This window comes from Bacteroides bouchesdurhonensis (genome assembly GCF_900155865.1).
Classification (GTDB): Bacteria; Bacteroidota; Bacteroidia; order Bacteroidales; family Bacteroidaceae; genus Bacteroides; species Bacteroides bouchesdurhonensis.
Map to the genome: position 1 here is coordinate 128178 of NZ_LT707006.1, position 23729 is coordinate 151906.

At 36.7% G+C, this 23729-nt stretch carries 23 protein-coding genes and 1 pseudogene; 2 read left to right on the top strand and 22 right to left on the bottom strand.

The genetic code is table 11. From position 1 onward, the window contains the following. Positions 1-68: 68 nt before the first annotated feature. The 5 genes and pseudogenes from CZ225_RS00465 to CZ225_RS00495 form a co-directional block, all read right to left on the bottom strand. The gene (locus CZ225_RS00465) at positions 69-767 is read right to left on the bottom strand and encodes a YgjP family zinc-dependent metalloprotease (RefSeq protein WP_077155620.1); all 699 of its coding nucleotides are present in this window, start codon (positions 765-767) and stop codon (positions 69-71) included. A 722-nt stretch (positions 768-1489) separates the two neighbouring features. Then, on the bottom strand, positions 1490-1810 hold the full coding sequence (locus tag CZ225_RS23995) for a hypothetical protein (protein ID WP_077152586.1): 321 nt from the start codon (positions 1808-1810) through the stop codon (positions 1490-1492). Positions 1811-1836: 26 nt separating this feature from the next. Continuing rightward, positions 1837-2817: a virulence RhuM family protein gene (locus tag CZ225_RS00475; RefSeq protein ID WP_077152587.1), complete on the bottom strand. Its 981-nt coding sequence runs from the start codon at positions 2815-2817 to the stop codon at positions 1837-1839. 184 nt (positions 2818-3001) lie between these two features. Beyond that, a pseudogene (locus CZ225_RS24760) lies at positions 3002-3097 on the bottom strand (helix-turn-helix domain-containing protein); the annotation flags it as partial. A gap of 471 nt (positions 3098-3568) precedes the next feature. Beyond that, the gene (locus tag CZ225_RS00495) at positions 3569-4162 is read right to left on the bottom strand and encodes an ISAs1 family transposase (protein ID WP_234982966.1); all 594 of its coding nucleotides are present in this window, start codon (positions 4160-4162) and stop codon (positions 3569-3571) included. 5 nt (positions 4163-4167) lie between these two features. Here CZ225_RS00495 and CZ225_RS00500 point away from each other — a divergent pair, with 5 nt between their 5' ends. Continuing rightward, positions 4168-4824: a GIN domain-containing protein gene (locus CZ225_RS00500; protein WP_077152590.1), complete on the top strand. Its 657-nt coding sequence runs from the start codon at positions 4168-4170 to the stop codon at positions 4822-4824. Between the two features lie 162 nt (positions 4825-4986). On the opposite strand, the gene CZ225_RS00505 is transcribed toward CZ225_RS00500, so the two are convergent. The 7 genes from CZ225_RS00505 to CZ225_RS00530 all read right to left on the bottom strand — a co-directional run bounded on the left by CZ225_RS00505 (position 4987) and on the right by CZ225_RS00530 (position 11045). Next, positions 4987-5463, bottom strand: coding sequence for a hypothetical protein (locus tag CZ225_RS00505; RefSeq protein ID WP_077152591.1), 477 nt, complete (start codon positions 5461-5463; stop codon positions 4987-4989). Continuing rightward, entirely contained in the window at positions 5453-5962 is a 510-nt protein-coding gene (locus CZ225_RS00510; protein WP_025074700.1) for an RNA polymerase sigma factor, read from the bottom strand. The genes CZ225_RS00505 and CZ225_RS00510 overlap by 11 nt, the downstream gene beginning before the upstream one ends. A gap of 61 nt (positions 5963-6023) precedes the next feature. Then, positions 6024-6797 carry an acetylglutamate kinase gene (gene argB / locus CZ225_RS00515; protein WP_077152592.1) on the bottom strand — a complete coding sequence of 258 codons (774 nt, stop codon included), beginning with the start codon at positions 6795-6797 and terminating at the stop codon, positions 6024-6026. A 12-nt stretch (positions 6798-6809) separates the two neighbouring features. Continuing rightward, positions 6810-8702, bottom strand: coding sequence for a biosynthetic arginine decarboxylase (gene speA / locus CZ225_RS00520; protein ID WP_077152593.1), 1893 nt, complete (start codon positions 8700-8702; stop codon positions 6810-6812). Between the two features lie 70 nt (positions 8703-8772). Next, complete coding sequence (locus tag CZ225_RS23555; RefSeq protein WP_159441738.1) at positions 8773-8913, bottom strand: hypothetical protein; 141 nt, start codon at positions 8911-8913, stop codon at positions 8773-8775. 155 nt (positions 8914-9068) lie between these two features. Continuing rightward, positions 9069-9596: a shikimate kinase gene (locus CZ225_RS00525; protein WP_077152594.1), complete on the bottom strand. Its 528-nt coding sequence runs from the start codon at positions 9594-9596 to the stop codon at positions 9069-9071. Between the two features lie 846 nt (positions 9597-10442). Next, positions 10443-11045, bottom strand: a complete 603-nt coding sequence (locus tag CZ225_RS00530) for a nitroreductase family protein (protein ID WP_077155622.1) — start codon at positions 11043-11045, stop codon at positions 10443-10445. 143 nt (positions 11046-11188) lie between these two features. Here CZ225_RS00530 and CZ225_RS00535 point away from each other — a divergent pair, with 143 nt between their 5' ends. After that, complete coding sequence (locus CZ225_RS00535) at positions 11189-11824, top strand: ribonuclease H1 domain-containing protein (RefSeq protein WP_077155623.1); 636 nt, start codon at positions 11189-11191, stop codon at positions 11822-11824. A gap of 2 nt (positions 11825-11826) precedes the next feature. Here the strand turns inward: CZ225_RS00535 and CZ225_RS00540 are convergent, their stop codons facing one another. From CZ225_RS00540 to CZ225_RS00585, 10 genes are all read right to left on the bottom strand, one after another. Then, on the bottom strand, positions 11827-12237 hold the full coding sequence (locus CZ225_RS00540) for a GtrA family protein (RefSeq protein WP_077152595.1): 411 nt from the start codon (positions 12235-12237) through the stop codon (positions 11827-11829). A gap of 3 nt (positions 12238-12240) precedes the next feature. Beyond that, positions 12241-13434, bottom strand: coding sequence for a glycosyltransferase family 87 protein (locus CZ225_RS00545; RefSeq protein WP_077152596.1), 1194 nt, complete (start codon positions 13432-13434; stop codon positions 12241-12243). Next, complete coding sequence (locus CZ225_RS00550; RefSeq protein WP_083714530.1) at positions 13419-15320, bottom strand: glycosyltransferase 87 family protein; 1902 nt, start codon at positions 15318-15320, stop codon at positions 13419-13421. The genes CZ225_RS00545 and CZ225_RS00550 overlap by 16 nt, the downstream gene beginning before the upstream one ends. Next, positions 15317-16108, bottom strand: a complete 792-nt coding sequence (locus CZ225_RS00555; RefSeq protein ID WP_077152597.1) for a polysaccharide deacetylase family protein — start codon at positions 16106-16108, stop codon at positions 15317-15319. The genes CZ225_RS00550 and CZ225_RS00555 overlap by 4 nt, the downstream gene beginning before the upstream one ends. A 76-nt stretch (positions 16109-16184) precedes the next feature. Then, complete coding sequence (locus tag CZ225_RS00560; RefSeq protein ID WP_077152598.1) at positions 16185-18020, bottom strand: ABC transporter ATP-binding protein; 1836 nt, start codon at positions 18018-18020, stop codon at positions 16185-16187. Positions 18021-18106: 86 nt separating this feature from the next. Next, positions 18107-19057 carry a glycosyltransferase family 10 domain-containing protein gene (locus CZ225_RS00565; protein WP_077152599.1) on the bottom strand — a complete coding sequence of 317 codons (951 nt, stop codon included), beginning with the start codon at positions 19055-19057 and terminating at the stop codon, positions 18107-18109. 95 nt (positions 19058-19152) lie between these two features. After that, positions 19153-20466, bottom strand: coding sequence for a hypothetical protein (locus tag CZ225_RS00570; RefSeq protein WP_077152600.1), 1314 nt, complete (start codon positions 20464-20466; stop codon positions 19153-19155). Next, the gene (locus CZ225_RS00575) at positions 20453-22024 is read right to left on the bottom strand and encodes an NAD(P)/FAD-dependent oxidoreductase (RefSeq protein WP_077152601.1); all 1572 of its coding nucleotides are present in this window, start codon (positions 22022-22024) and stop codon (positions 20453-20455) included. The genes CZ225_RS00570 and CZ225_RS00575 overlap by 14 nt, the downstream gene beginning before the upstream one ends. Continuing rightward, on the bottom strand, positions 22024-22452 hold the full coding sequence (locus CZ225_RS00580; RefSeq protein WP_077152602.1) for a GtrA family protein: 429 nt from the start codon (positions 22450-22452) through the stop codon (positions 22024-22026). Before CZ225_RS00580 ends, CZ225_RS00575 begins: the two co-directional genes overlap by 1 nt. A 228-nt stretch (positions 22453-22680) precedes the next feature. Next, positions 22681-23655, bottom strand: coding sequence for a polysaccharide pyruvyl transferase family protein (locus CZ225_RS00585; RefSeq protein WP_077152603.1), 975 nt, complete (start codon positions 23653-23655; stop codon positions 22681-22683). Positions 23656-23729 lie beyond the last annotated feature (74 nt).

The following is a 23729-nucleotide window of genomic DNA, read 5'->3' on the forward strand; positions in this document are numbered from 1 at the left end:
CCCTTTATTTTGTTCCTCCCGTAGTTTCACTCCGATGAATGGTCTGTATGGTACTTATATTTCAATGTTTATATACCTGTCCGATATCCCTTAAGTTCATTCCGCAAAGCCGTTGCATTACCATTAGTGAATCGATTCAGCAATCCCCAGAAACGTTCGCTATGATTCATTTCACGCGTATGACACAATTCATGCAAAAGCACATAATCAATCAAATGAGAAGGCAATAAAACTAGATAGTATGACAGATTAATATCCTTTCGTGCCGAGCAACTTCCCCATCGCCCTTGGCTTGAGTTTATCTTCACACTCTTATAAGACAAGCCGCTTTGTTTAGATAAATGCTCTAAACGAGAAGGAAGAATTACTTTCGCGTTTTTTCTTAATGATTCTTCAATCACTTTGCGCAACCAATTCTGCAACCCTTCATCTGCAAAGACTGCTTGTGGAGGACAAACAATCTGCATATGCCCTAATTTAGAATTAGCCATAAACTGTTCCTTCTCACCAGTAACCAAAGAGAGTTTGAAAAACTCGGCATCAATACGATAATTTAAGTCTATTAACGGACGCATCAACTTTTGGCGAGAAAACCGCAACTTGCTACGTAAATCTTCAATGGCACGTTTGACTTCCTTTATTGTCGTACCGGGAGGAACCGACACATAAATAGCATCACTTTTTGTACGGAATACCAAGCTTCTAGCACGTGGATTAGCACGTATCACCAAGATACCCAATTCATCATCTTCTATAATCGTCTCCATCATAAATCTCTGAACAACGATGCAAAAATAGAAAGAACTCACGTAAAAACGGCAGATTTGGACAAAATAAAGTAACTAGCTGATATTTAGGAGGGGAAACGTTATTTCTCTCAAGCTGTACAATTCGCTAAAAAGCAGGATATTGGGGAGAAAAAAGAAAGAATTTCTACTTATCCGTTACTTTTTTCCGAACGAATAATCTCGTGGAAAACACGTCCCTGTATCTGCCACCACGCCCTTCATAACCGCAAAGAACGCTCCTATCTTTGATTACTTACCATGAAGATAGCCATTTTTTCGATAATCGGGAAAAGACGGGTTTTATTATCCGAAACGGGATTTTGTTTTGCAGTTCCGCCATATTTATTATAGTTGTAAATAACTCAATATTAAGTAATTTTACAACATTGAAGAATAGAGTTATAGAACAGACGGATGTCAAGGTTTCGTTCTAGCTAAAAGGAGCGAGATAAACGCTGAGGGTTGCTTCCCCGTCATGACGGAACTTATCGTCTGAAGCTATCCTAGAATGTCTTTCAGTGCGAAAATGTCGATTCCTGCCTCGTTGTGGGAGTCAGGCCGTGCCAAAGTTAAAAACGTCGCCGCACAGAAAATTAACCGACGGCTGGTTTTCCCAAATATAAATCACATCTTTTGCCTCACTCTGTTCATTAATATTGTTTGTTCAATTTGAATTTATGAAAAGTATAAATATCCATTAATCATGAGGTAATTGAACTGATTGTTTTGGGTTTTATCCAAAAACATAACATTGGAACTTTTTGAAATTTTGTCAAGCACATTTCCGCATCATTTAATAACAGAACTCTACTCCAATTATCTGCTTTAATTTGAGAAAAGTCCATTTCCTCATATTTAATATCAGTAGTATCCTGCTGAAGATCATGCAAATGAGCATCTGAATAAAAGAAAATAAATTCGTCCTTATGAGACAATATTTTCTCACGCAAAACGGAGTATTTCTTCTCTTCCGCTTTAAACAGATGGCTAAAAAGCTGTTTATCAAGATATATAGTAACCATTGTTTGTATTCTAATAAAGAAAATTACTATTTATCTTTCAGTTTCTTGATTTCTCTATCAAAATCGCTTTCAAGCAAATTCATTTCACGTTTACGATAGATCTCGAATTCTTTTTCAGCTTTCTCAATCGCTTGTTTATGCGAAACATTCCCTTTGCCAATCAATACTTTTCGTTTATGAGCGACAATCTGATTGTCAAGTGCCTCTATCCAGTCTTTCATCGTCATTGGATTCATTTCCAATGCCTGAAATTCGGCAAAGTCTAAGAAACCGGAGACAAGCAAATTCAAACGTTGGAGTTCTATTTCCGACAAGTAGTTTTTGGCAATCTTCACATCATCCTTGGTTACATAGTTACCTTTAAAGTTAGTCATTCCCACAAACGGCTTTTCATTATCTACCCGATGATATATTACTTCAGCTGCCGTATTCTCGTGAACAGCATAGTGTAGTTTATTTTGCACAGTTGCAAAAAATGCTTTGGTCATTTCGCTACGGGGATCATAATCAGTTGCAGTGGCATAAATATCTGTAACTTGCTGATAAAAGTTACGTTCGCTGCTACGAATGTCCCTGATGCGCTGCAATAACTCGCGGAAATAACGGTTGCTGCCTTGCTTTAAACGCTCATCATCCATAGTAAACCCTTTCTGAATATACTCATGCAAACGTTGGGTTGCCCAACGACGGAAGCGTGTAGCCACTTGCGACTGAACACGATATCCTAAGGCAATTACCATATCAAGGTTATAGTGTACGATACTACGCTGTACCCGACGGTTACCTTCTTGGCGAACTGTCAAGAATTCCTTTACAGTTCGTTTAATATCCAACTCACCATCGTTTAGGATATTCTCTATATGTTGGCTGATATTCTGTTTTGTTGTATCATATATCTCTGCCAACTGTGCCTGTGTCAGCCATAAATCCTCATCAGCAAAGCGCACCGATACCCGAGTTATTTCGTTATCGTCTTGATACAATATTATCTTGTTCTCTTCGTTCATTATCTTTATTTCTTTTCTATAAATGAGAATTTCTCATAATCTAAACACATAGGTTTATTATCCTTGATATAGAATAAATCACCTTGATAACTCGCATCAGTTTCATCGGAATATTTGTTGGAATTTTCTCTACCTACTCTCATTATTACTACAAAAATACTCAATTTAAGCGAATTGCTGGCCATTATTGCTGCAATTTATACTCTAATCCATATTCTTCCAGTTTACTGTACAGTGTTGTTCTGCCTATTCCAAGCAGTTTGGCGGCAACTTTGCGGTTCTAACTCGTAAATGTCGTATGCGTAAGTCCCCTCTTTCCCTATTCCCATTCTGGATGAAGTGAAAAGAGGAGAACGCATCATGATGATTCCCCTCGCATCGAGATCATTGGGATTCTTCTGCACTACATCAAATATACGAAATAAAAGACGGAGATTGATAAAAAAACTCTCGAAAGTCTCCATTCTTAAAAAAGAATACTATAAACAGATCTTTCATTCATTCTCTTCACCGAAAAGCAACTTCCTTTTATTCAGGAAATTGCGGTGAATCCATGATTCTTTTTCACCTTTCAGCCTACTTCACCTTCTTCACCAGATAAACATTCCCTTATTTTGTGTGACGGCGAGTCAATGCCGGGCACCAGCCTATAGTTCAGATTTCAGTTGGGCAAAAATTTGTGTGTGCTCAATATCGGTGCAGTCGATATCATGTTCCACCTCAACACAGATAAAACGCCAGGGCAGACGCATTAAAATATAGCGTTTAGCAAAAGTTTTTCCAGATAGTTTTCATCCCATCCCGCTTTTAGTCTTTTCAAGTTCATACTACCCTTTGTTTCCTTATCATTCTTTAAAATAGAGAGTGCCATTTTCGTTACTGCCGAAAAATTTCTAGCCGCATTCTTGACCTTCTTGCTATCGTCTTCCCTAAAGGTAACATCCAACTGCCAATGTAGATTATTTTCAATAGACCAGTGTTGCCTGATAGCCGAAGAGATTTCTTCCGGGGTTGTATTATCCAATGAAGTTATATAATACCTGTTTTCTTGAGTACGTTCTCCCGTCGACATTATTATTCTTTCAGATTTCACACCTACAATTGACTTCAATCCTACAAATTTATTTTTGAACATGCTCTCCATGATAGAACCGTAAGTGACTACAGTACATATTCTTTTTTCAAGCCTACCATGTCCTGTACTTTCGGAGATATGCCGGGTAACTCTATTAAAGATAACATCTCTGTTTTCATAACCATCAATGATTTCCTTTGCTAACTTATAACTCTTTTTCTGATTTTTCTTTAAGGCGATAATGTAGTTTAATACAATAATAGAAATCAAAACACTTGAAAAATGGTAAATTATTTAATGCGTATGCCCTGCATCTGATTAAATTTATATATCTTAAAAACAGGATTGAGATTAGGAGTGTGAAAGCTGGTCCTACACAAGAGCATATGGGATGTTGTATAGAACCTTACCATATAAGTGCTTTTGATACTTTCTATCACAATGGAAAGAAACTTAGCCCAAAAAAATTTACTGTAGCCCGTGTAGATGGGGATTGTATAGAAATCAGCCCATTCAACGCAATTACGCTGTCGGGGAGTGCAGATATTATCTATCAACAAGACGCAAATACCCATTTCGAAATTTACGGTTCTGACAATATAATCTCAATACTGAAAATCTATGTCGATAAAAACACGCTATTTATAAAGTATCCCAATAACATCAATATAAGAGATAGAGGAACATTAGAAATCAGAGTTTCTTCTCCCGAACTGAATAGTATGGGAATCAATGGTTCGGGAAATATACAGCTTACCAATAGCATACAAACGAAAAAGAATGTAGAAGTAAACATCAATGGCTCCGGAGACATCAGTTGCAATGTAAGCGAAAAACTATCCGCACAGTTTACCGGTGGAGGTAGCCTTTCCTACAAAGGTAACCCGCAAGAAGTAAACGGTCCCCAGAAAAAGTTACATAAGCTCGACTAAAAACAGGAAACATAAAAGGGCTACTGCATCACGCGGTAGCCCATTTATTTAGTTAGTTTTATTATAAAAATTTGAGAGAATTGAAAACTTCACAGTTTCGCTTTCGTTTTTGTTTTAATTAAGCACACTAACTATATTATATGTTAAAGCAAATGAAAATGTCTATTCTTGCATAACTTTCACCTTATTGATCTTGGCAAGGCTATCCGCCAACGCCTGATCTGCTTTCGCATCATTTGAAAATGCGACTGAAGGAGCAGTTACTTGTTTACCAATGGTATCCGTTGCCAACACTCTACCATCATCACCGGAGAATGAATGCTGTGCCACATTTCCTAAAGAAAGAATGATTGCAACCACAGCAGCAGCCTTAAATAGTGGAACAAAACGACTAACCAACGTCAAGCGTTTAGCCTTCACTACCGGAGTTTCCACTTGTGACAGAATACGTGCATCAAAGTCTTCGCCCAGCCCTTCTTCCTGCTGAACCTGCTGATAAACAAACAAGTTCTTATAGCGAAGCAAATGAGCAGGTACTTCTCCTTTTGAGAAGAAGTCACGCAATTGAGATTCTTCTTCTAAGGAAGTTTCGCATTGCCAATATCGCTCTAAAAGCTGTTCTATATTCTTATAATCCATATTCGTCAATTTCTAAATATCTTTGTTTTACCTTTTGTCTGGCTCTGAAAAGGTTTACTTTTACCTGTTCTTCAGTCAGATTCAGTAAGATTGCTATTTTTTTATAGCTTTCACCTTCAATATCCCTCAGTTGCATGATAAGCCGCTGTTTTTCGGGAAGTTCGTTTACCAGTCGATTTATAATGTTCATTTTCTCATCATGAACCAACTGATCATACGGACCGTTTGCATCAGGTTCTTCCTCCATCTCCGGGGTGAGTCCAACATTCTGAGCTTCTCTCTTTTGACTACGGTCTATTGCCAAGTTCTTTGCCACTATCAGGCAATAGGCTTCAACCGATTCAAACTGAGACCACTCATCACGCTTGTTCCACACTCTTATCATGGTGTCCTGAACGATATCTTCGGCTTCTGCCCTATCCAGAGTTATTCTGAGAGCCAATCGAAAGAGTTTATCCTTCAACGGCAAAATATCGTTTCGGAAGCTGATTTCTTGCATCTCTATAAGAATGACGGGCTAGGATTCGAAAAGTTACAGTCGCCCACTACATTTTTTTGAATTATTTTTTGATCCTGGTTCCTCCGTTTTCATTAATCGCTGATGCTAAGGTGATTATCACCTCTGACACCCCTGCATTAATTGCCTCAAAAGAATTCTCTAACTTAGGAATCATACCACCTTGGATAACGCCATCAGCAACGTATTGTTCAAATTCTCCACGAGTAATCTGTGGAATCACACTATCATCATCATTCTCGTCACGCAGCACTCCTTTTTTCTCAAAACAATAAACCAATGTCACATCAAACAAAGTTGATAAGGCCTTAGCTGTCTCTCCGGCAATCGTGTCTGCATTGGTATTCAACATATTACCTTGACCATCATGCGTCAGTGGTGCCATCACAGGAACTACCCCCTTATGAATTAAATCTGATAATAAAGAAGCATCTACCTTCTCAACATCCCCCACAAATCCGTAATCAACATCTTTTACGGGACGTTTTACCGAACGGATCACGTTCATATCTGCTCCGGTCAATCCAAGAGCATTGACACCACGAGCTTGCAGACCTGCTACAATATTCTTATTTACCAATCCGCCATATACCATTGTCACCACTTTGAGTGTTTCCTCATCTGTGATTCGGCGGCCATTCACCATTTTACTCTCAATTCCCAGTAGCGTGGCAATCTTCGTAGCCGAACGTCCTCCACCATGAACCAATACTTTGTGCCCCTCAACGCCGGCAAAATCGTCCAACAACTGACGAAGGGTGGCTTCCTCTTCTACGATTTTGCCACCCACTTTAATGACTGTTAGTTTTTCTCTCATTTTTTATTATTCCTATTCCAAATAAGTATAACCATAAAGTCCCGAACGATAATTAGAAAGAAACTCTTTTCCCTCTTCCAAAGAAATTCGTCCTTCTTTGACTGATTTTGTAACCCACGTTTCAAGAGTACGAACCAACTTCTTCGGATTATATTGCACATAGTCTAAGACTTCTGCTACGGTTTCTCCATCAATTATCTGTTCAATATTATATCCCTTTTCATTCACAGAAACATGCACTGCATTCGTATCACCAAACAAATTGTGCATATCTCCCAAAATCTCCTGATAAGCTCCGACTAAAAAGACAGCAACATAATAAGGCTCCGACTTCTTCAGACTATGAACCGGCATATAATGCGCCACATTCCGGGTAGAAATAAAATTAGCGATCTTACCGTCAGAGTCACAAGTTATATCTTGCAATGTAGCCGAGCGATCCGGTTTCTCATCCAACCGCTGAATCGGCATGATCGGGAATATCTGATCGATTGCCCAAGAGTCAGGAAGTGACTGGAACAAGGAGAAGTTACAGAAATATTTATCGGCCAACAACTTAGACAATCCACGAAATTCGTCGGGTGCATGTTTCAAACCTTCGGCAATCTGGTTGATCTCTCGTGTAATGGACCAATACAAGCGTTCAATCTGCGCACGTGTTTTTAGATCCACAATTCCATGACTGAACAAGTCAAGTGCTTCTTCACGAATTTGCTGAGCGTCATGCCATGCTTCCAACATTTTATTTTGATTCAATGTATCCCAGATGCTATACAATTCTTGCACCAATTCATGAGCATCTTCAGTAATCACTTCTTCATCGTCCCATTCGGGTAAAGTGGCAGTTTCCAACACCTCAAAGATAAGCACAGAGTGATGAGCAGTCAATGCGCGTCCACTCTCAGTAATTATATTCGGATGTGGGATACCATTTTTATCGCTGACATCTACCAAGGTAGAAATAGAGTCATTCACATATTCCTGAATCGAATAATTTACACTACCACCGTTATCAGAAGAACGAGTGCCGTCATAATCAACTCCAAGTCCACCGCCAATATCCACAAATTCTACCTTAAAGCCCATTGCATGAAGTTGTACATAGAATTGAGATGCTTCACGCAAAGCAGTTTTGATACGACGAATCTTAGTGATCTGGCTACCAATATGAAAATGAATCAGTTTAAGACAATCTTTCAGTCCTTTACTTTCCATATAGTCGAGTGCTTCAAGAAGCTCACTGGAAGTTAATCCGAATTTGCTGGCATCCCCTCCGGATTCTTCCCATTTTCCACTGCCGGAAGAAGCCAGTTTAATACGAATGCCTATATTGGGTTGAACATTCAGCTGTTTCGCCATCTTAGCAATCAACTTTAATTCATTCATTTTCTCCACCACCAAGAAGATTCGTTTTCCCATCTTCTGAGCAAGTAAAGCTAACTCAATATAGCTCTCGTCTTTATAACCGTTGCAAACAATCAATGAGTCAGAATCCGTATTAACAGCAATTACAGCATGTAGTTCCGGCTTAGAACCAGCTTCCAATCCGAGATTGAATTTCTTACCGTGACTAATGATTTCCTCTACCACGGGGCGCATCTGGTTTACTTTAATCGGATAGATAATAAAGTTCTCGGCTTTATAACCGTATTCTTCTGCTGCTTGTTTAAAGCAGGAAGACATCTTTTCAATACGGTTGTCCAATATATCCGGAAAACGCACCAGCATAGGGGTGGTTACATCACGCAACTGCAGTTCATCGACCAATTCTTTCAGATCGACGGCCACTCCATCTTTACACGGTGTAACAACGACATGACCATTGTCATTAATACTAAAGTACGAAGTACCCCAACCTGTAATGTTGTAGAGTTCTTCAGAATCTTCAATACGCCACTTTCTCATTTTTCTGTTATTCAGTGTTTTTAGTAAATAATTAGTTGACAAAAATACAGATTTATCTACAGGTTGCCAACTAATTGGATATTATTTCTTTCAATCGGTCCATATCCTGCAAAAAAGTAGCTGTATATTTAGGAAACCATTCTGCCGCAGGTTTCCCGGATATTTTTATCCGATCGGATAGTTCCTCGAATCTCTCTTGTAAAGTTCTCATGATTATAGTTTTATCCCACTTTGTTAGTAATAACATACAACGAGCAATGAAGCCGTATTGCAAGTGCAATTTACTAATATTGACTGAATGAACAACAAAGAGAACCCCAAAAGGACATGGACAACCCAAAATGTTCTTAGTTATCCCCTTATAGTCTATAATCCCAGCAATTCCTGCAAACGTTTCACCGAAGCTTCAATTTGGTGACGATCTTCCAATTCTTCAGCATTGAAAACATACTGCGCTTGTGTATAAAATGAGGACCTTCTTTCAAGTGCCTGAACAATAAACGCTTTCAGTTCATCATCCTGTTTTCCTTGAAGGATAGGACGTTGTTGTTTGGCAATACGCAAGCGACGAAAAAGAATATCCGGATGAACATCCAGAAAAACAGTCTTTCCTGCTCGATTCATAAACTCCATGTTATCAAAAAAACAAGGGGCACCTCCTCCTGTAGAAATAACCACATTCTCAAACTCGGCTACCTCATGAAGCATATTTCTTTCTAACTCCCGGAAACCAACTTCACCACGTTCTTTGAACAACTCTCCTACAGTTTTATGAAAACGTTCTTCAATATACCAATCCAAATCAATGAATGGTATATTGAGTTTACGGGCAAATGCTTTACCTAAGGTTGTTTTACCGGCACCCATATAACCGGTCAGGAATATACGAACCATAAATGACTAATTTTGCTCACAAAATTAATCATTTAATGGATAATGGATAATGAATAATGAATAATTCTCAACTGAGATATAAGAAAAAGGCGGAACGAATGAAAATCAAAAATTTGAGCCCAGGAACTTAGAGAAAATAAAGTGGCTATTTATTGTCATTTGTCACTTTCCGGAATTAAACCTCTGATAATCAACAACAATTTGGTGACAATAGATAGGTGACAATAGAGTGACAATAAAAGTTCAAGACATGTCTATTGTCACTGTTATCTTGCTATTTAATCGCTTAACAATCTAATATCCAGCACATAAGCGCATAATTCCATCATAATTTTCCGAGTCATAAGATACAACTTAAAAGACCTCAAGTTGAGAGTTTGCCACTCCATTCTCATCGGGTTTGCTCATAAAACCATCATGTGCAACCATTGCATTACTTGTTTTTTATAATTTAGTAGGAATGCTACCCCAACCGATAAGGCATGGAGTAGAACAAATACTGCTAACTTTAACATACAGACAAGGCTCGACTAGCGTCTTTCGCAAGGAACATATTCTCGTTTCACGTACATGAACCATTCGGATGACGTACGAAAGCCCAAAGGCCCACGTACGTGGAACCATGGGACCATGTACGTAAAACGATACTTTATCTTCTCAAAAGAGATTAACTGAAGCTTCAAAACAACTAAGCAAACGGTTTATTGTCCTTTATATATAGGAGATTACGCAATTATACACGCATCTATTTAACTGAAATATAAAGATAAGTACTACGCTATAATTAGTTGATATTATAAATCAAGTCTATCTATTATCCGGAACGAAGCGAAATTTCTTAGATATTTATCTAAAAATCTTCACCCGGTCTTCCAATGGCAAATATTCTTTTTCACCCGGTCCTTGGACAGGAGTGCCGAATGGCATTTCCGCAATCAAATGCCAATGTTCAGGTAAATGCCAAGTACGTCGTACTTCGTCATCAATCAACGGATTATAATGCTGCAAGGATGCTCCCAAACCAGCATCTTCGAGCATTGTCCAGATAACAAATTGATGCATCCCCGAAGTCTGCAATGACCATTCCGGGAATTTATCCTGATAAGCAGGAAAAGCCTTCTGTAACTCTTTTACGATGAGTTGATCTTCAAAGAAAAGTACTGTACCATATCCGCAAGCAAACGAATGGTCTATTTTCTCTTCCGTTTTCACAAAAGCTTCCTCCGGTACAATCTTCTTCAATGTATCTTTTACTATTTGCCATAATTTCTTATGCGACTTACCTAACAATAGTACGACGCGGGTAGTCTGAGAATTAAAAGCAGATGGTACATTTCGTACTGCTGTATTAACGATACACTCTATTTCTTCATCCGAAATAGGTGACTGGTTGGTGATAGAATAGTAAGTCCGGCGATGTTTCACGGCTTCGCTAAAAGTTCTTTCCATTATAGCTCCTTTCTTTATATGGTTTATTCTGATATTCATAAACTATTGTCTTTTTATAACAAGTATCTTCTACAACTTGTTCGATTTTAGAATATATTTGTACCTTCGCAGAAATAATGTGCGGAATTGATCAATTATTATCTATGGGCAAGCAGAAATTCTATGTAGTATGGGAAGGCGTTACACCCGGGATTTATACATCCTGGACAGAATGCCAGCTTCAAATAAAAGGGTATGATGGTGCAAAATACAAATCATTTGATACCCGAGAAGAGGCAGAACATGCCATAGCAACATCACCATACGTTTATATCGGAAAGAATGCCAAGAAAAAATCTGAAAACGAAAAGAAAAATCCAGAGATTTTACCTGCTGCAGTAATCGATAATAGCTTAGCTGTTGATGCAGCTTGCAGTGGTAATCCCGGTCCTATGGAATATCGTGGAGTACACATAGCAAGCAGACAGGAAATTTTTCACTTTGGCCCAATGAAAGGGACTAATAATATCGGTGAATTTCTAGCAATCGTACACGGTCTGGCTTTATTGAAACAAAAAGGATTTGATATGCCAATTTATAGCGATAGCGTAAATGCTATCAGTTGGGTACGACAGAAGAAATGTAAAACCAAACTTCCCCGGACAGAAGAAACTGAACAATTGTTCCTATTGATAGAACGGGCAGAAAAGTGGCTTAAAGAAAACACTTACACTACCCGTATTATGAAATGGGAGACCAAAGAATGGGGAGAGATTCCCGCAGACTTTGGCAGAAAATAGGATTAATTTTCTACTGTCTTTTTGTGCTTAAACACAAAGCGAAGCATTAGGAAATTTATAGGAACTACTAAAGCAAGTACAAACAAAGGGGCTATTTCCTGAGATATGTTCAAATACAGGAATAGATTAAACAACCCCATATGCAACAGATAATTGATTAGATGACTACCTCCAAATCCCAAAGCTCTTTTCAAAGATGGAGCACTACGGAAAGTGAAATAAGAAGTCAGGAAGAAGTTACATATAAAGCTGGTTGCATAGCCAATTGTATAAGCAATATTTACATTTATATGACGTTGAAATAAATAATAGACACCATAATGTATTCCGGCAGCAATCGTTCCTACCGTGCAATAACGAATAAACTGATAACGTTTACTCTTTGAGTGAAAAATAGACTCAACAATTTTCATAAATCATTCTTTTAGTTGTTTGGGTTGTACATTCTTCGGGGTTACAAGCGAGCTGGAAAAATCCTGAGTCAGTTGCTCCCATACGATCTTTAACCATATCAATGTACATGGCAATGCCTTCAAAGCGTAAGGTCTCACATAGCCCATTTTTACACTCTTCGGGAAAATATCTGTCGTAGATAAAGAAGTCAATATAATACAGAATATCAATAAAACCAAATTCAATATAGGTGTTGTATTTCGCGTAGGTGTATTCACATACCAGATTCCAGCCGCTATCATGGCTGTCAAATATCCATATGTTTCCGTGCCTGTACTGAACAAGACCATAAACATCAGCGCAGAAGACAAATAAAGAAAACGGAAGGATTCATTTTTATACTGACTGACTCGCAAATAAGGGGCAGCAAAAAGAAGCATTCCCGGTAGAATCACCCATAAATCACTAAACGTAGCTCCTGTTATTCGATGCAGCATCCCCAACAATGAAATGTTTTGGTTGATATGAAATTGATTTAAACTATTTTTATATACCAATATATCAAACCATTCTTTGTAAGAGTGAATGACATATTCGGGAGAAGCATACAACATCGGTAATAAAAAAAGTACAATGCTCCAAACAAATACTCCTACTATAAATTTCATTTTATGTTTCGAGAAAAGAAAAAAAGCCAAACCGACAATACCATACAGTTTCGTCATCGTGCCTAATACAATCATCAAAGCCGACCAAAAGTCTTTTTCCTTCTCAATCAGTATATAGGAGAAAATGATCATTGCAGTAATGCCTATGCTGTATTGTTGAGAAAGAACCGCTGTAAAGACATCATTCACTGAAACTAATACTACTACTGCCAATTGCCATTTCTTTAGATTCAATTTCGTAATTGCATAATAAAGCATTCCACAATTAGTTAAGCACCAAAGTACCATCCCTAAAGGTTCGGGAAGAAAAGCGAAAGGAGCAATCAAGGCTGTGAACGGAATTCCATATAGAAAGAGATCACGTTGTATAGGATACTCTATATATAATGGCGAGGAAGATATGGAATGCCAGAAAGATTGATAGAAAGTAATATAATTGCTATATGTTCCTTTAAACATCAATGCCAAACTGCACACTAAAGCAACTCCCATCCACAAAGCGACCAAGAAATAGCGATTTTGCAAAAGCTCTTTTACCCTCTCCAGCATATTAAAAATAAGTTTTTAAGTTCATTCATAAATACCCCTTTTTTCATGTTGGGCAACATTACTTCACTCCGCAAATCCACAGGTACTTCTTTAATGAAAGTAGTATCATCTAATGAAGCCTTATAGATAAATTCCGTATCAAACAAGAATTGCTTGGTTCTTGTAGAAGCAAGAAAAGCCTTTCCTTTTTGATTGAAACCCTTTAATCCACCTTGTGTATCCGTATGAGTTAAACCTAGCAACATAAAATTCAAAAAACGAGAAGAGTAGCTAGCTAGTTTTCTTCTTTTCGATAACTGTGAATAATAGGTATGATTTCGGTTAGCTACCACCACATCGTATCCTTCCTCAAGATGATGAATCACCTGACAAACCGAATCTATCTGATAAGGAAAATCATAATCTGTATAAAGAGCCAACTTGGAATCAGAGTGTGCAATACCATCACGAACGGCTCCCCCCTTTCCTTGATTTATCTTATTATCTACAATAACTGTATTGGGAAGAGCAGTTCTCAAACTCTGAACAGCGTTTTCCGTAAATCCATGTTTCGAGCCGTCATTCACCACAATAAAGCGAATGTCACGTCCTTTCAACATACCTTCCAACTCTGTATGTTTCTCGATTAACTGCTTCTCCCAGCCTTCGTGAGGATTATAACAGGGCAAAATAACATCAATCCGGCTCTCTTTGTCTGACTGAGATATAGGCTGTGGACAATCAGTTACATAGTTCTGGGTGAGTTGCTCCCATATTATTTTTAACCAGATAATAGTACATGGAAGGGCTTTGAGTGCAAAAGCTATAATGTATTCTCCACGGACACGTCTTGAAAAAAACATTCCATTAGAAGATAATGCTGTTAATATAAGGCAGAAAATCAATAAACACAAATTCAGAACGAAGGTCTTATTACGTGTAGGAGTACTAACATACCATATACCAACAGCAACCAAAGCTGCTACATATCCACTTTCTTCTGTTCCTGTACTAAAAAGAATCATAAACAATAAAGCCGAAGCCAAAAATGAAAGCCTAAAAGACCTACTATTGTATTGATTGATACGGAAATACGGTAAAACAAACAGTATCAGTGCAGGAACTGTAATCCACCAATCGCTAAATTCTGTGGCATGAGTGAATCTTCTAACCATTCCTAACAAAGATATATTCTGATAAATACTAGACTGATTCAAATCATTTTTCATGATAAGAACATTCAGCCATTCTCCATAAGAGTCAATGACATAATTTGGTGAAGTATAAATCATAGGAACTACAAAAAATATCATTCCCCAAAATAAAAGTCCACTTAAAAGCTGTAACCTTCTCTTCGAAAATAGGAAAAAAGCTAATCCTACGATTCCGTAAATTTTAGTCAACGTTCCCAAAACTATCACCAATGCAGCCCAAAAATCCTTTTTCTTCTCTATCAGAATAAAAGAAAAGATGATAAAAGCTGTAATCGCAACATTATATTGTTGGAATAAAAGAGACAAATATAGCCCATTGTAGGAAAGCCAAATAATAAGTGCAAACTTCCATTTTTCGAATCCCAGTTTTTTAACAGCAATATAAAGTAAATAGGCATTAAAGAAGCACCATAATGCCGACCCTACCATTGGCGGCAAAATCGAGAAGGGAGCGATTAGTAGAGTAAAAGGTATACCATATAAAAACAAATCAAAATATTCCTTAGGATATTCGATATACAATGGAGTCTGTTCTAAAGCATGATAAAACGATTGTGAAAAAATAATATAGTTATTTGAGAACCCTTCCAACCAGCTTTTCCAACAACCCCTCATAGCCATTCCAAACCAAAGAATACATAGTATAATAGGGTTCTGTACTAGAGATGTTATATATTTTAGTATGTTTTTCATCTTGTTTCAGGCTTCACATTTAATTTTATATAGTCAATAAAGGTAGAAAAAGCAATATCCTGTTTCTTAAAATATCGGATGAAGTCATCCAGCCTTTTTTCCATCCCTTTACCGGCATGATTACGAATAATAAAAGGTAACTTCCATTCTGGATGTTCATTTAAAGGATAAAATTCCCAGGGATGAAAGTATGTAACAAAATATCCATCATGATTATGAGTATATTTACATAAGTAACGATAAAGTCCTGCAGGCAAGTTATGACATGAGAGCCAAAATAAAGGGAAACGTAGCAAAGGAGTTACGGAAGTTGGAATCTGAAGTACATTCTCTTTCATAAAATAAGTTCGAGGAGTAGAAAGTCTCATATACCTTCCGGGAATAAAAGTTGGATTCAAAGAAGAATTGTAAGTATACCCAGCCTCGTATATTGCTTTTTCCGAAACAGGCATCATTCTTGCCTGTCGATAACCAAAAACTTTCAATCCTGTCATTTCTTCTAGCTGTTCTTTCGATTTCTTGAGATCTTCTATATTGAAAGTCCAATGATAAAAGCCATGAGAAGCTATCTCATGACCTTCCATTTGAATTCGTCTGATGATCTCAGGAGCATGTAAAGCAAAATTCGCCGTACAAAAGAAAGTAGCCTTCACCTGGTTACGCTTCAAGCAATCCAAGATTCTTGAGGTCCCTTCAGAAGAAACCCGAATTTGTTCTTCCAATGATATATCAACCTGATGTTCCTTAGGTACATCAAATTCTTCGATGTCAAAACTCAGTAAAATCATTAATATCAGTAGTCTAATTTTGTTTCTCGTCTGTTGATACAGGCTATGTTACATATATACATGCAATTTACAATTATTACAATGCTTGCATATCATTCAGTCGCTTATAATAGCCATTCAGTTCCAATAATTCTTCATGTCGCCCGCGCTCTACAATCTCTCCCTCATAGAGAACACAAATTTCATCTGCATTCTTAATGGTAGACAGTCGATGAGCGATCGCAATGGTAGTACGTGTCTTCATCAGCCTTTCCAAAGCTTCCTGAACCAAACGTTCCGATTCCGTATCCAAGGCAGAAGTAGCCTCATCCAGAATCAAAATCGGAGGATTCTTCAATATAGCACGTGCAATACTGATACGTTGGCGTTGCCCCCCGGAAAGTTTTCCACCCCGATCACCAATATTGGTATTATATCCTTCCGGTTTTTCCATGATGAAATCATGTGCATTAGCAATCTTTGCTGCCTCAACAACTTGCTCCATCGTCGCATGTTCTACACCGAATGCAATATTATTATAGAATGTATCATTAAACAGAATTGCCTCTTGATTCACATTACCAATCAGACTTCTTAAGTCAGCAATACGAACATCCTTGATACTTACACCATCAATCATTATTTCTCCTTGCTGAACATCGTGGTAGCGTGGCAACAAATCGACTAAAGTAGATTTACCAGAACCAGACTGACCAACCAAAGCTACCGTTTTACCTTTTGGGACAGTCAGATTAACATGTTTCAATACTTCTTTCCTACCATCATAGCTAAAAGAAATATCTTTAAACTCTATCTTATCGTTCAATCCTTTTAAAGGTTTTGGATTAGGTATTTCCTTAATATTATTCTCTGCTTTCAGAATTTTGTCTACGCGTTCCATAGAAGCCAATCCTTTCGGTATGTTGTAACCAGCTTTAGCAAAGTCCTTCAATGGATTAATCACACTATATAAAACCACCATATAGTAGATAAATTTTGAAGCTGTTAATGTAGAGTTTTGTCCCAGAATCAGTGACCCGCCGAACCACAATACAGCCACAATCAGAATAGTACCCAAAAATTCACTTAAGGGGTGAGCCAATGTCTGTCTCATAGCTACTCTGTTATTCGCATCACGAAGCTCATTGCTACATTTTGTGAAACGATCAATCATTCTATCTTCTGCAATAAATGCCTTAATTATACGTAAACCACCCAAAGTCTCTTCCAATTGAGACATTGAATCACTCCACTTACTCTGTGCTTCCAACGACTGACGCTTTAATTTCCGACCGACTTTACCCATCAGCCAACCCATTCCCGGCAAAACCAATACTGTGAAAAGGGTTAGTCGCCAGCTCAATATGATCAATGTAGTGAAATATATAATAATCATTATCGGATTTTTCAGCAACATATCCAACGAACTAGTTATTGAGTTTTCCACTTCTCCTACATCACCACTCATACGTGCAATAATATCCCCTTTCCTCTCTTCCGAGAAAAATCCTAATGGTAAACGCATCACCTTCGAATAAACCATAATACGAATATCACGGACGACTCCTGTACGTAAAGGAATCATTACCGCCGAAGAAGCAAAATAACAAGCTGTTTTTAAAAGTGTCATTACTGTCAGTCCCACTCCTAAAAGAAGCAATACTTTAGTAGCCCCACCTGTTTCAATCATATTGGTCACATAATAATAGAAATTATTTTTCAATATCTTGTCAAAATTTTCCGTTCCCCATTCCATAAAATGGTAAACCTCATGATTATTCCCTGTCATGAATAGAATATCCAATATTGGAATCAACAAAGAGAATGAAAACACATTAAAGACAGCAGACAAGATATTCAATACAATAGCCCATCCAATATACTTTTTATATGGCGACACAAAACGCCGCATTAACTGCAGAAATTCCTTCATTACTAATGATTAAGTGAGTTAAGGTCACAAAGATACAACAAAACCACATAACAGATAAAACAAAACTAGAAAATATTCCGCCTAAGCTATTTAAACCAATACTTAGGTTTATAGATATTCTTTAGTTTTTCCTTACTTTTATAAGCCCTCAACATACGTCGCAATCTCATTCGATAATTATTACCATAACCATAAGGGGACAAATACTTTTGTTCTTCACGAGGCTTATCAATGATCCGGTCGAAGAATGCCACTAACCTTTCCTTCCAATCCAAATAGTTATCCTGATTAAGCCACGGTTCTGATAGAATGGATAAGTATTCTTCGTCATTCGTATCCAATTGCACAATGCGCTCAACAAGTGCTTCTAAAGAAGGATAATCGGAAGCGTCAATGAAGGAAGAAGGATTAAAATCTAATCCTACTTTTCTATTTCCCCCAAATATAGGCAAAGAATTCACAAGCATAGGTTCCATTATTTTCTCTGTAGTATACCCGTCACGCATACTGTTTTCAAAAGCAATATTAAATTTATACTGACTTATGAATTCTCTTTTATTCTCTACAGGACCACCGACATTGTTTTCAAACCTGCCTCCGGAATCAACCTTCTTATACTCTGAGAGCAAATGGAAAAAACGGTTTCTTTCAGGCGAAGCATTAGCATTTGAAACAACAAAACTGCAAAATTTACGATTTAATACAGCTTCCGCATCAATTATTTTAGGGGTTGCCAGCTTCTCTATATCATAAAGAACGTAGTAAGGCAAACGCATGTAGCGATCTCCAAATTCCATCAAATCAAAGCCAATGGCATAATCGCAAAGATTAAAATCCGGAGTTATGTTCTCACCGACATAGAATATTTTCACACAACTATCATACTGCAGGTTCTCATAACCGAATATAGAATAGATCAAATAATCAGGATCCTCACAGACTTCAACCTCATATTTCTGTGACAGTAAATCAATAAAGAAATTACAGTGACTATCGAAAGTCGGCCAAAAGTCTGCAAAATTAATTTTCAGTTTCATCGTTCATACTATTAAAATAACCAATCAATAAAAAGGCTCAAATACAAAATTAGATTCATATTACACTTAAAATAGGACTATACACAATAGGCATTCTATCTTAGTTGGAATTTGTCCTTTTTTCTCTTTATTATTATTTCCAGGTTCAAAGCACTTAATAATTGACTAAACATTAAAAGGAATAAAGGGACGGAGGGAACAAGCAAACGAGTCCATTCCTCCTGAGCTCCTACAAAAACAAGAATCAGGCTACTACACGATGCAGTATATATCAAAACAGACAAATAAGGTACTTCTCTTCTTCTCCAAACATTTACAGCCAGAAAAAGAGTATATACAGCAAATAAAAGATAAAGAATATTCAATTTCATCTTAACTATTGGCTTAGCTACATACGAATCAAATACATTTCTATTGCCTGCATAAGCTGCAATTTCGACAGTTTCTTTTATAAATTTACTCAAATTACTTGTAATAGAAGCAGATACTACACGATGCACATCTAATAAAGAATATTTCTGATTCAAATAACTAAATTCCTTATAATACGGATCTACAGTTTCAGCTCTTCCCGACTCTAAGATCTTCTCAATGTCCACTTTAAGATCGGATCTTGTCACTACTTCTGGATTGAGTAAGTCCCTTTGTCGAACAATACAATACTGATTGAGCATACCAATGCCGGAAGGGGTAAACACCCCATACGTTTTTTGAAAGGCAAAACTATAACATAGAACTACTCCTACCACTAAAACTACCCCACCTAGCCCCCAGCAAGCACTTTTCTTTCTTCCTTTCAAAAAGAAAGCTACAAGCCAAAAACAGAAAAATACAGGTAGCAAATACAAGAAAGAAGGCCGCAACATACAAAGCAAACATAAACAAGCAGCAAATCCGACAAAATAACTCTTTTTGAATTGTGTCCATCCACCAATTACAAAATAAAACAGAAAAACACTCCCTGTTATGGCCAAGGATTCTGTCAAAATAACATTATTCCAACTTGTAATACCCGGAACTAAGCAATAGAATATGGTCATCCAAAATGAAATGACAGTTCTATTACAAAAGAATTTCACTAGTCTATAAAAGTAACGAACAGACAACAGAAAGAGAGCAGATTGAACGCAAACAACTGCCCAATACAATAAGTTCTTACCAACTAATGTTCGCAATATTCCCAACAATATTGGATAAACAGGAGTTCTCGACCAGTCTATCTTACCCGAAACAAATACATCCCAAGCATTAACATATCCAATAGAATCTGGGAAATCTTTCCAGCCAATATAAAACAGATTAAGAAAGACACTAATAATCGCTATGGCATAAATCCATCGCAATTGTATTTTTTCTTCGCTCTGACTGACAACTTCTCTAATAAACAGATAAAGTTTACTTGCTTTCATGATATTCCTCCTCTGTATTCACTGCCCAAACATTTTCTTTATCATTACGGTTACTCCGAATATTATCCACCACTTCCATTGCAGTAAGCATGGAATGATCCATATTATTATAGCGATGTTGCCCGTTACGACCAATACAGTATAAATTAGGAATAGTATCTAGAAAAGCTTTTACTTTATCCAATTCATAGTAACTTCCAAAATAAGAGGGGTAAGCTTTCTTTACTTTAATTCGCACACTATCCAACACATCCTGCGAGTCAATTATACCGATATGATCCAGTTCTTTAATAGCCATTTGTATAAATGCCCTTTCATCCATTTCCCATAATGAATCTCCTTCTGAGCAGAAATATTCCAGCCCTATCCATACAGTATTCTTATAATCAGCGACCAGATATGGTGACCAATTATTAAAAATCTGCAAGCGACCAATTTTGACATCACGTTCCTGAATATAAATCCAAGTATCAGGAATGCGATTTCTATAAGTTTTAATGCTTGTCCGATTACTTATTTTCAGGTTCTTCATCAATAAGCCTACTGTAATAAAATCTCTATAAGGCAGTTCTGCTGCTATTTTCAATACATCCTGTGGTAATTGAATGCCTTTAATAGCTGGGATCAACTCTTTTAGAGGCATAGAGGACAAGAAATAGTCGCAGCAAATATTGTGTACACCGTCTTTGTCCAGTACATCTACTGACACGACCTTTTGGTTACGAATATGTACAGCCTGAACAGTCCGATTCTTATGAACTTCTCCCCCCATAGCCTCAATATCGGTAGCCACTGTTTCCCACAATTGTCCAGGTCCATATTTAGGATAAATAAACTCTTCAATAAGAGAAGTCTCCACCTCTTTTTTATTGATAGAAGATGAAAACTGTTTTCTGAACATATCTTTCAATATTGTCAGAATAGATAATCCTTTAACTCTTTGTGAGCCCCAATCTGCTCCCAGAAGGGAAGGATGTATTCCCCATACTTTTTCTGTATAGTCTTCAAAAAACATCGAATAAAGAGGCTTTCCAAAACGATTAATATAAAAATTCTCTAATGAGTTTTCCTCCCTCTTTCTCACACATGAATATAAATAACCACTTCCTGCAGCGATTGTACGCCCCAATCCCATATTAGTAAATGTCTGTATTTTAAGAGAAATAGGATAGTCAAAAAACTTGCGTAGATAAAAGATACGAGAAACTCTCTCTCTTAATAAACTAACTCTATCTACACATTCAGGATCAGGTCCTCCTTTTAATAGCTCTTTCTCTTTTTCCAAAAGCAGATCATCTAATGCTGGCGCACCCTGCAGAGGCATGATCTGGCTCCACCAATCCATGACCTTCTGGTTCTTACTAAAAAAACGATGTCCCCCAATATCTATCCTGTTGCCATGGTAACAAATAGTTCTTGATATACCACCAATTTCATCCGACTGCTCAAAAACAATGGGGTGAACTCCTATATTCTGACGCAGAAATTCATAGGCACTAGTTAAACCTGCAGGACCAGCTCCCGCAATTACAGCAATTTTCTTTTGTTTATCTGTCATTACATCTTACTTTTAGCATTAAAAAGGAAATAACGTCTACCTAAAAAATTCCACATATATACTATTATAGCAGTTACTAATTTAGATAACATATAATACAGCCCTACAACATCCGTAAACAGATATATAAGGACATTATTCAATATTAGCCCTATAACACCAATTAATCCAAATAATATAAACTCTACCTTTTTGTTCTTAATCTTTGAGTCACGAAAAATCCATTGAGTACTAATGACATAATTAACCAATAAACCAGCAAGAAAAGATATTGTAGCAGAAATCAAATAATGCAGACGAACATACTCAGTTAGAAAAAATAATAATCCAAAATCTACAACAAAAGCTAATCCACCAACTAGAGTATAACGAAATAACTGTATAAATAGATTTGTAGTATTCTCAAACAATATTTTTCTATATAGCATAATCGTTATTTCATTTATACTCTTACAAGTTAGCCAAACAAATATGACTTTATTTGTTTAAAGTGCAAAGATTGTCTTTTTTATCATAATATGCAATACATCTATCTAAAATTTTAAAGATCATTGAATGACTATAATAGCCTGAAAATATTAATAATACCAACTATAAAAAAGCGTTTAGGCAAATAACTTATCCCTCTAAAAGTTACTATATCAAAAACTTTAAAATCATACCCCCTTATCCGAGGGTCTATTAAAGAAAAAGCCCACTTCCTCTTTCGTAAACCATGTATCCAAAAAATTCATTGTTTTCGCATAATTATTATCCAAGACACACGATTTTTTCTCAAGTAAGATAGATAGTATCGACACATGCAATCGAGTCGAATACACAACAGAATAATCACATAGAAATTGTATAGCCGTTTTCACATTATGAGGGCGAATAATATTTTTCCAATAAAAATCAATCACTTTATAAGTTATTTGAACGGAGAAAAGATGATCTACCTTCTCTGTACATCTATGTAACTTTTCCAATCTTTTATAATATTTAGGGCAAATATCTAATGTAGGCCAGTCATGGATTTCTGCTCGACTTGGAATAATATTAAGTTCCAGTTCTTCGCTCAATTCTTTATCAGCCCTTTTTGCAAATAATATTTTATTTGTTTCAACTGTTCTTCTATATCTAGAAATATCTACAAAAAAAGCCATATCTGGAACCAAAAGAAGCTTATTAGGAAAATGCTTGTTCAAAATCTCATAAGATTTATAATCGCGAAGACAGATAATGACGTTAGGATGAGCATTATAAAAACTAGCATCTTCCAATAAATTCTTTTGCTCCTGATAATATACACTCTGTGGAAATACAATGACTCGATTTTCAGGAAAGTCCTCTATTACTTTTTTCCTAAATTGATGATGAGCTGGCCATAGATCTCCCCAATTTCCACCACCATGCAAAATAATAATAGTATCTTTTGAAATTACAGGTTTAGAGTAATAATCAATATTTGTGGAATATACACATTTATATGGCAATTGCTCTAAAAAACGAAGGGTACCCTCCCATATCAAAGTATCTCCCAAATTTGAATGATAAGGCAAATCTAAGTATATATAATCATTATCAATAAAAGGAATTAATCGATTATTTATGACATTTCTCAACTCTTTTATTTTATCCTTATATCTCATCTCTTATAGATCATTACAATTATCACGATAAAATTACATAAATAATATATTAGTCACATTCTATTTCAATTTGT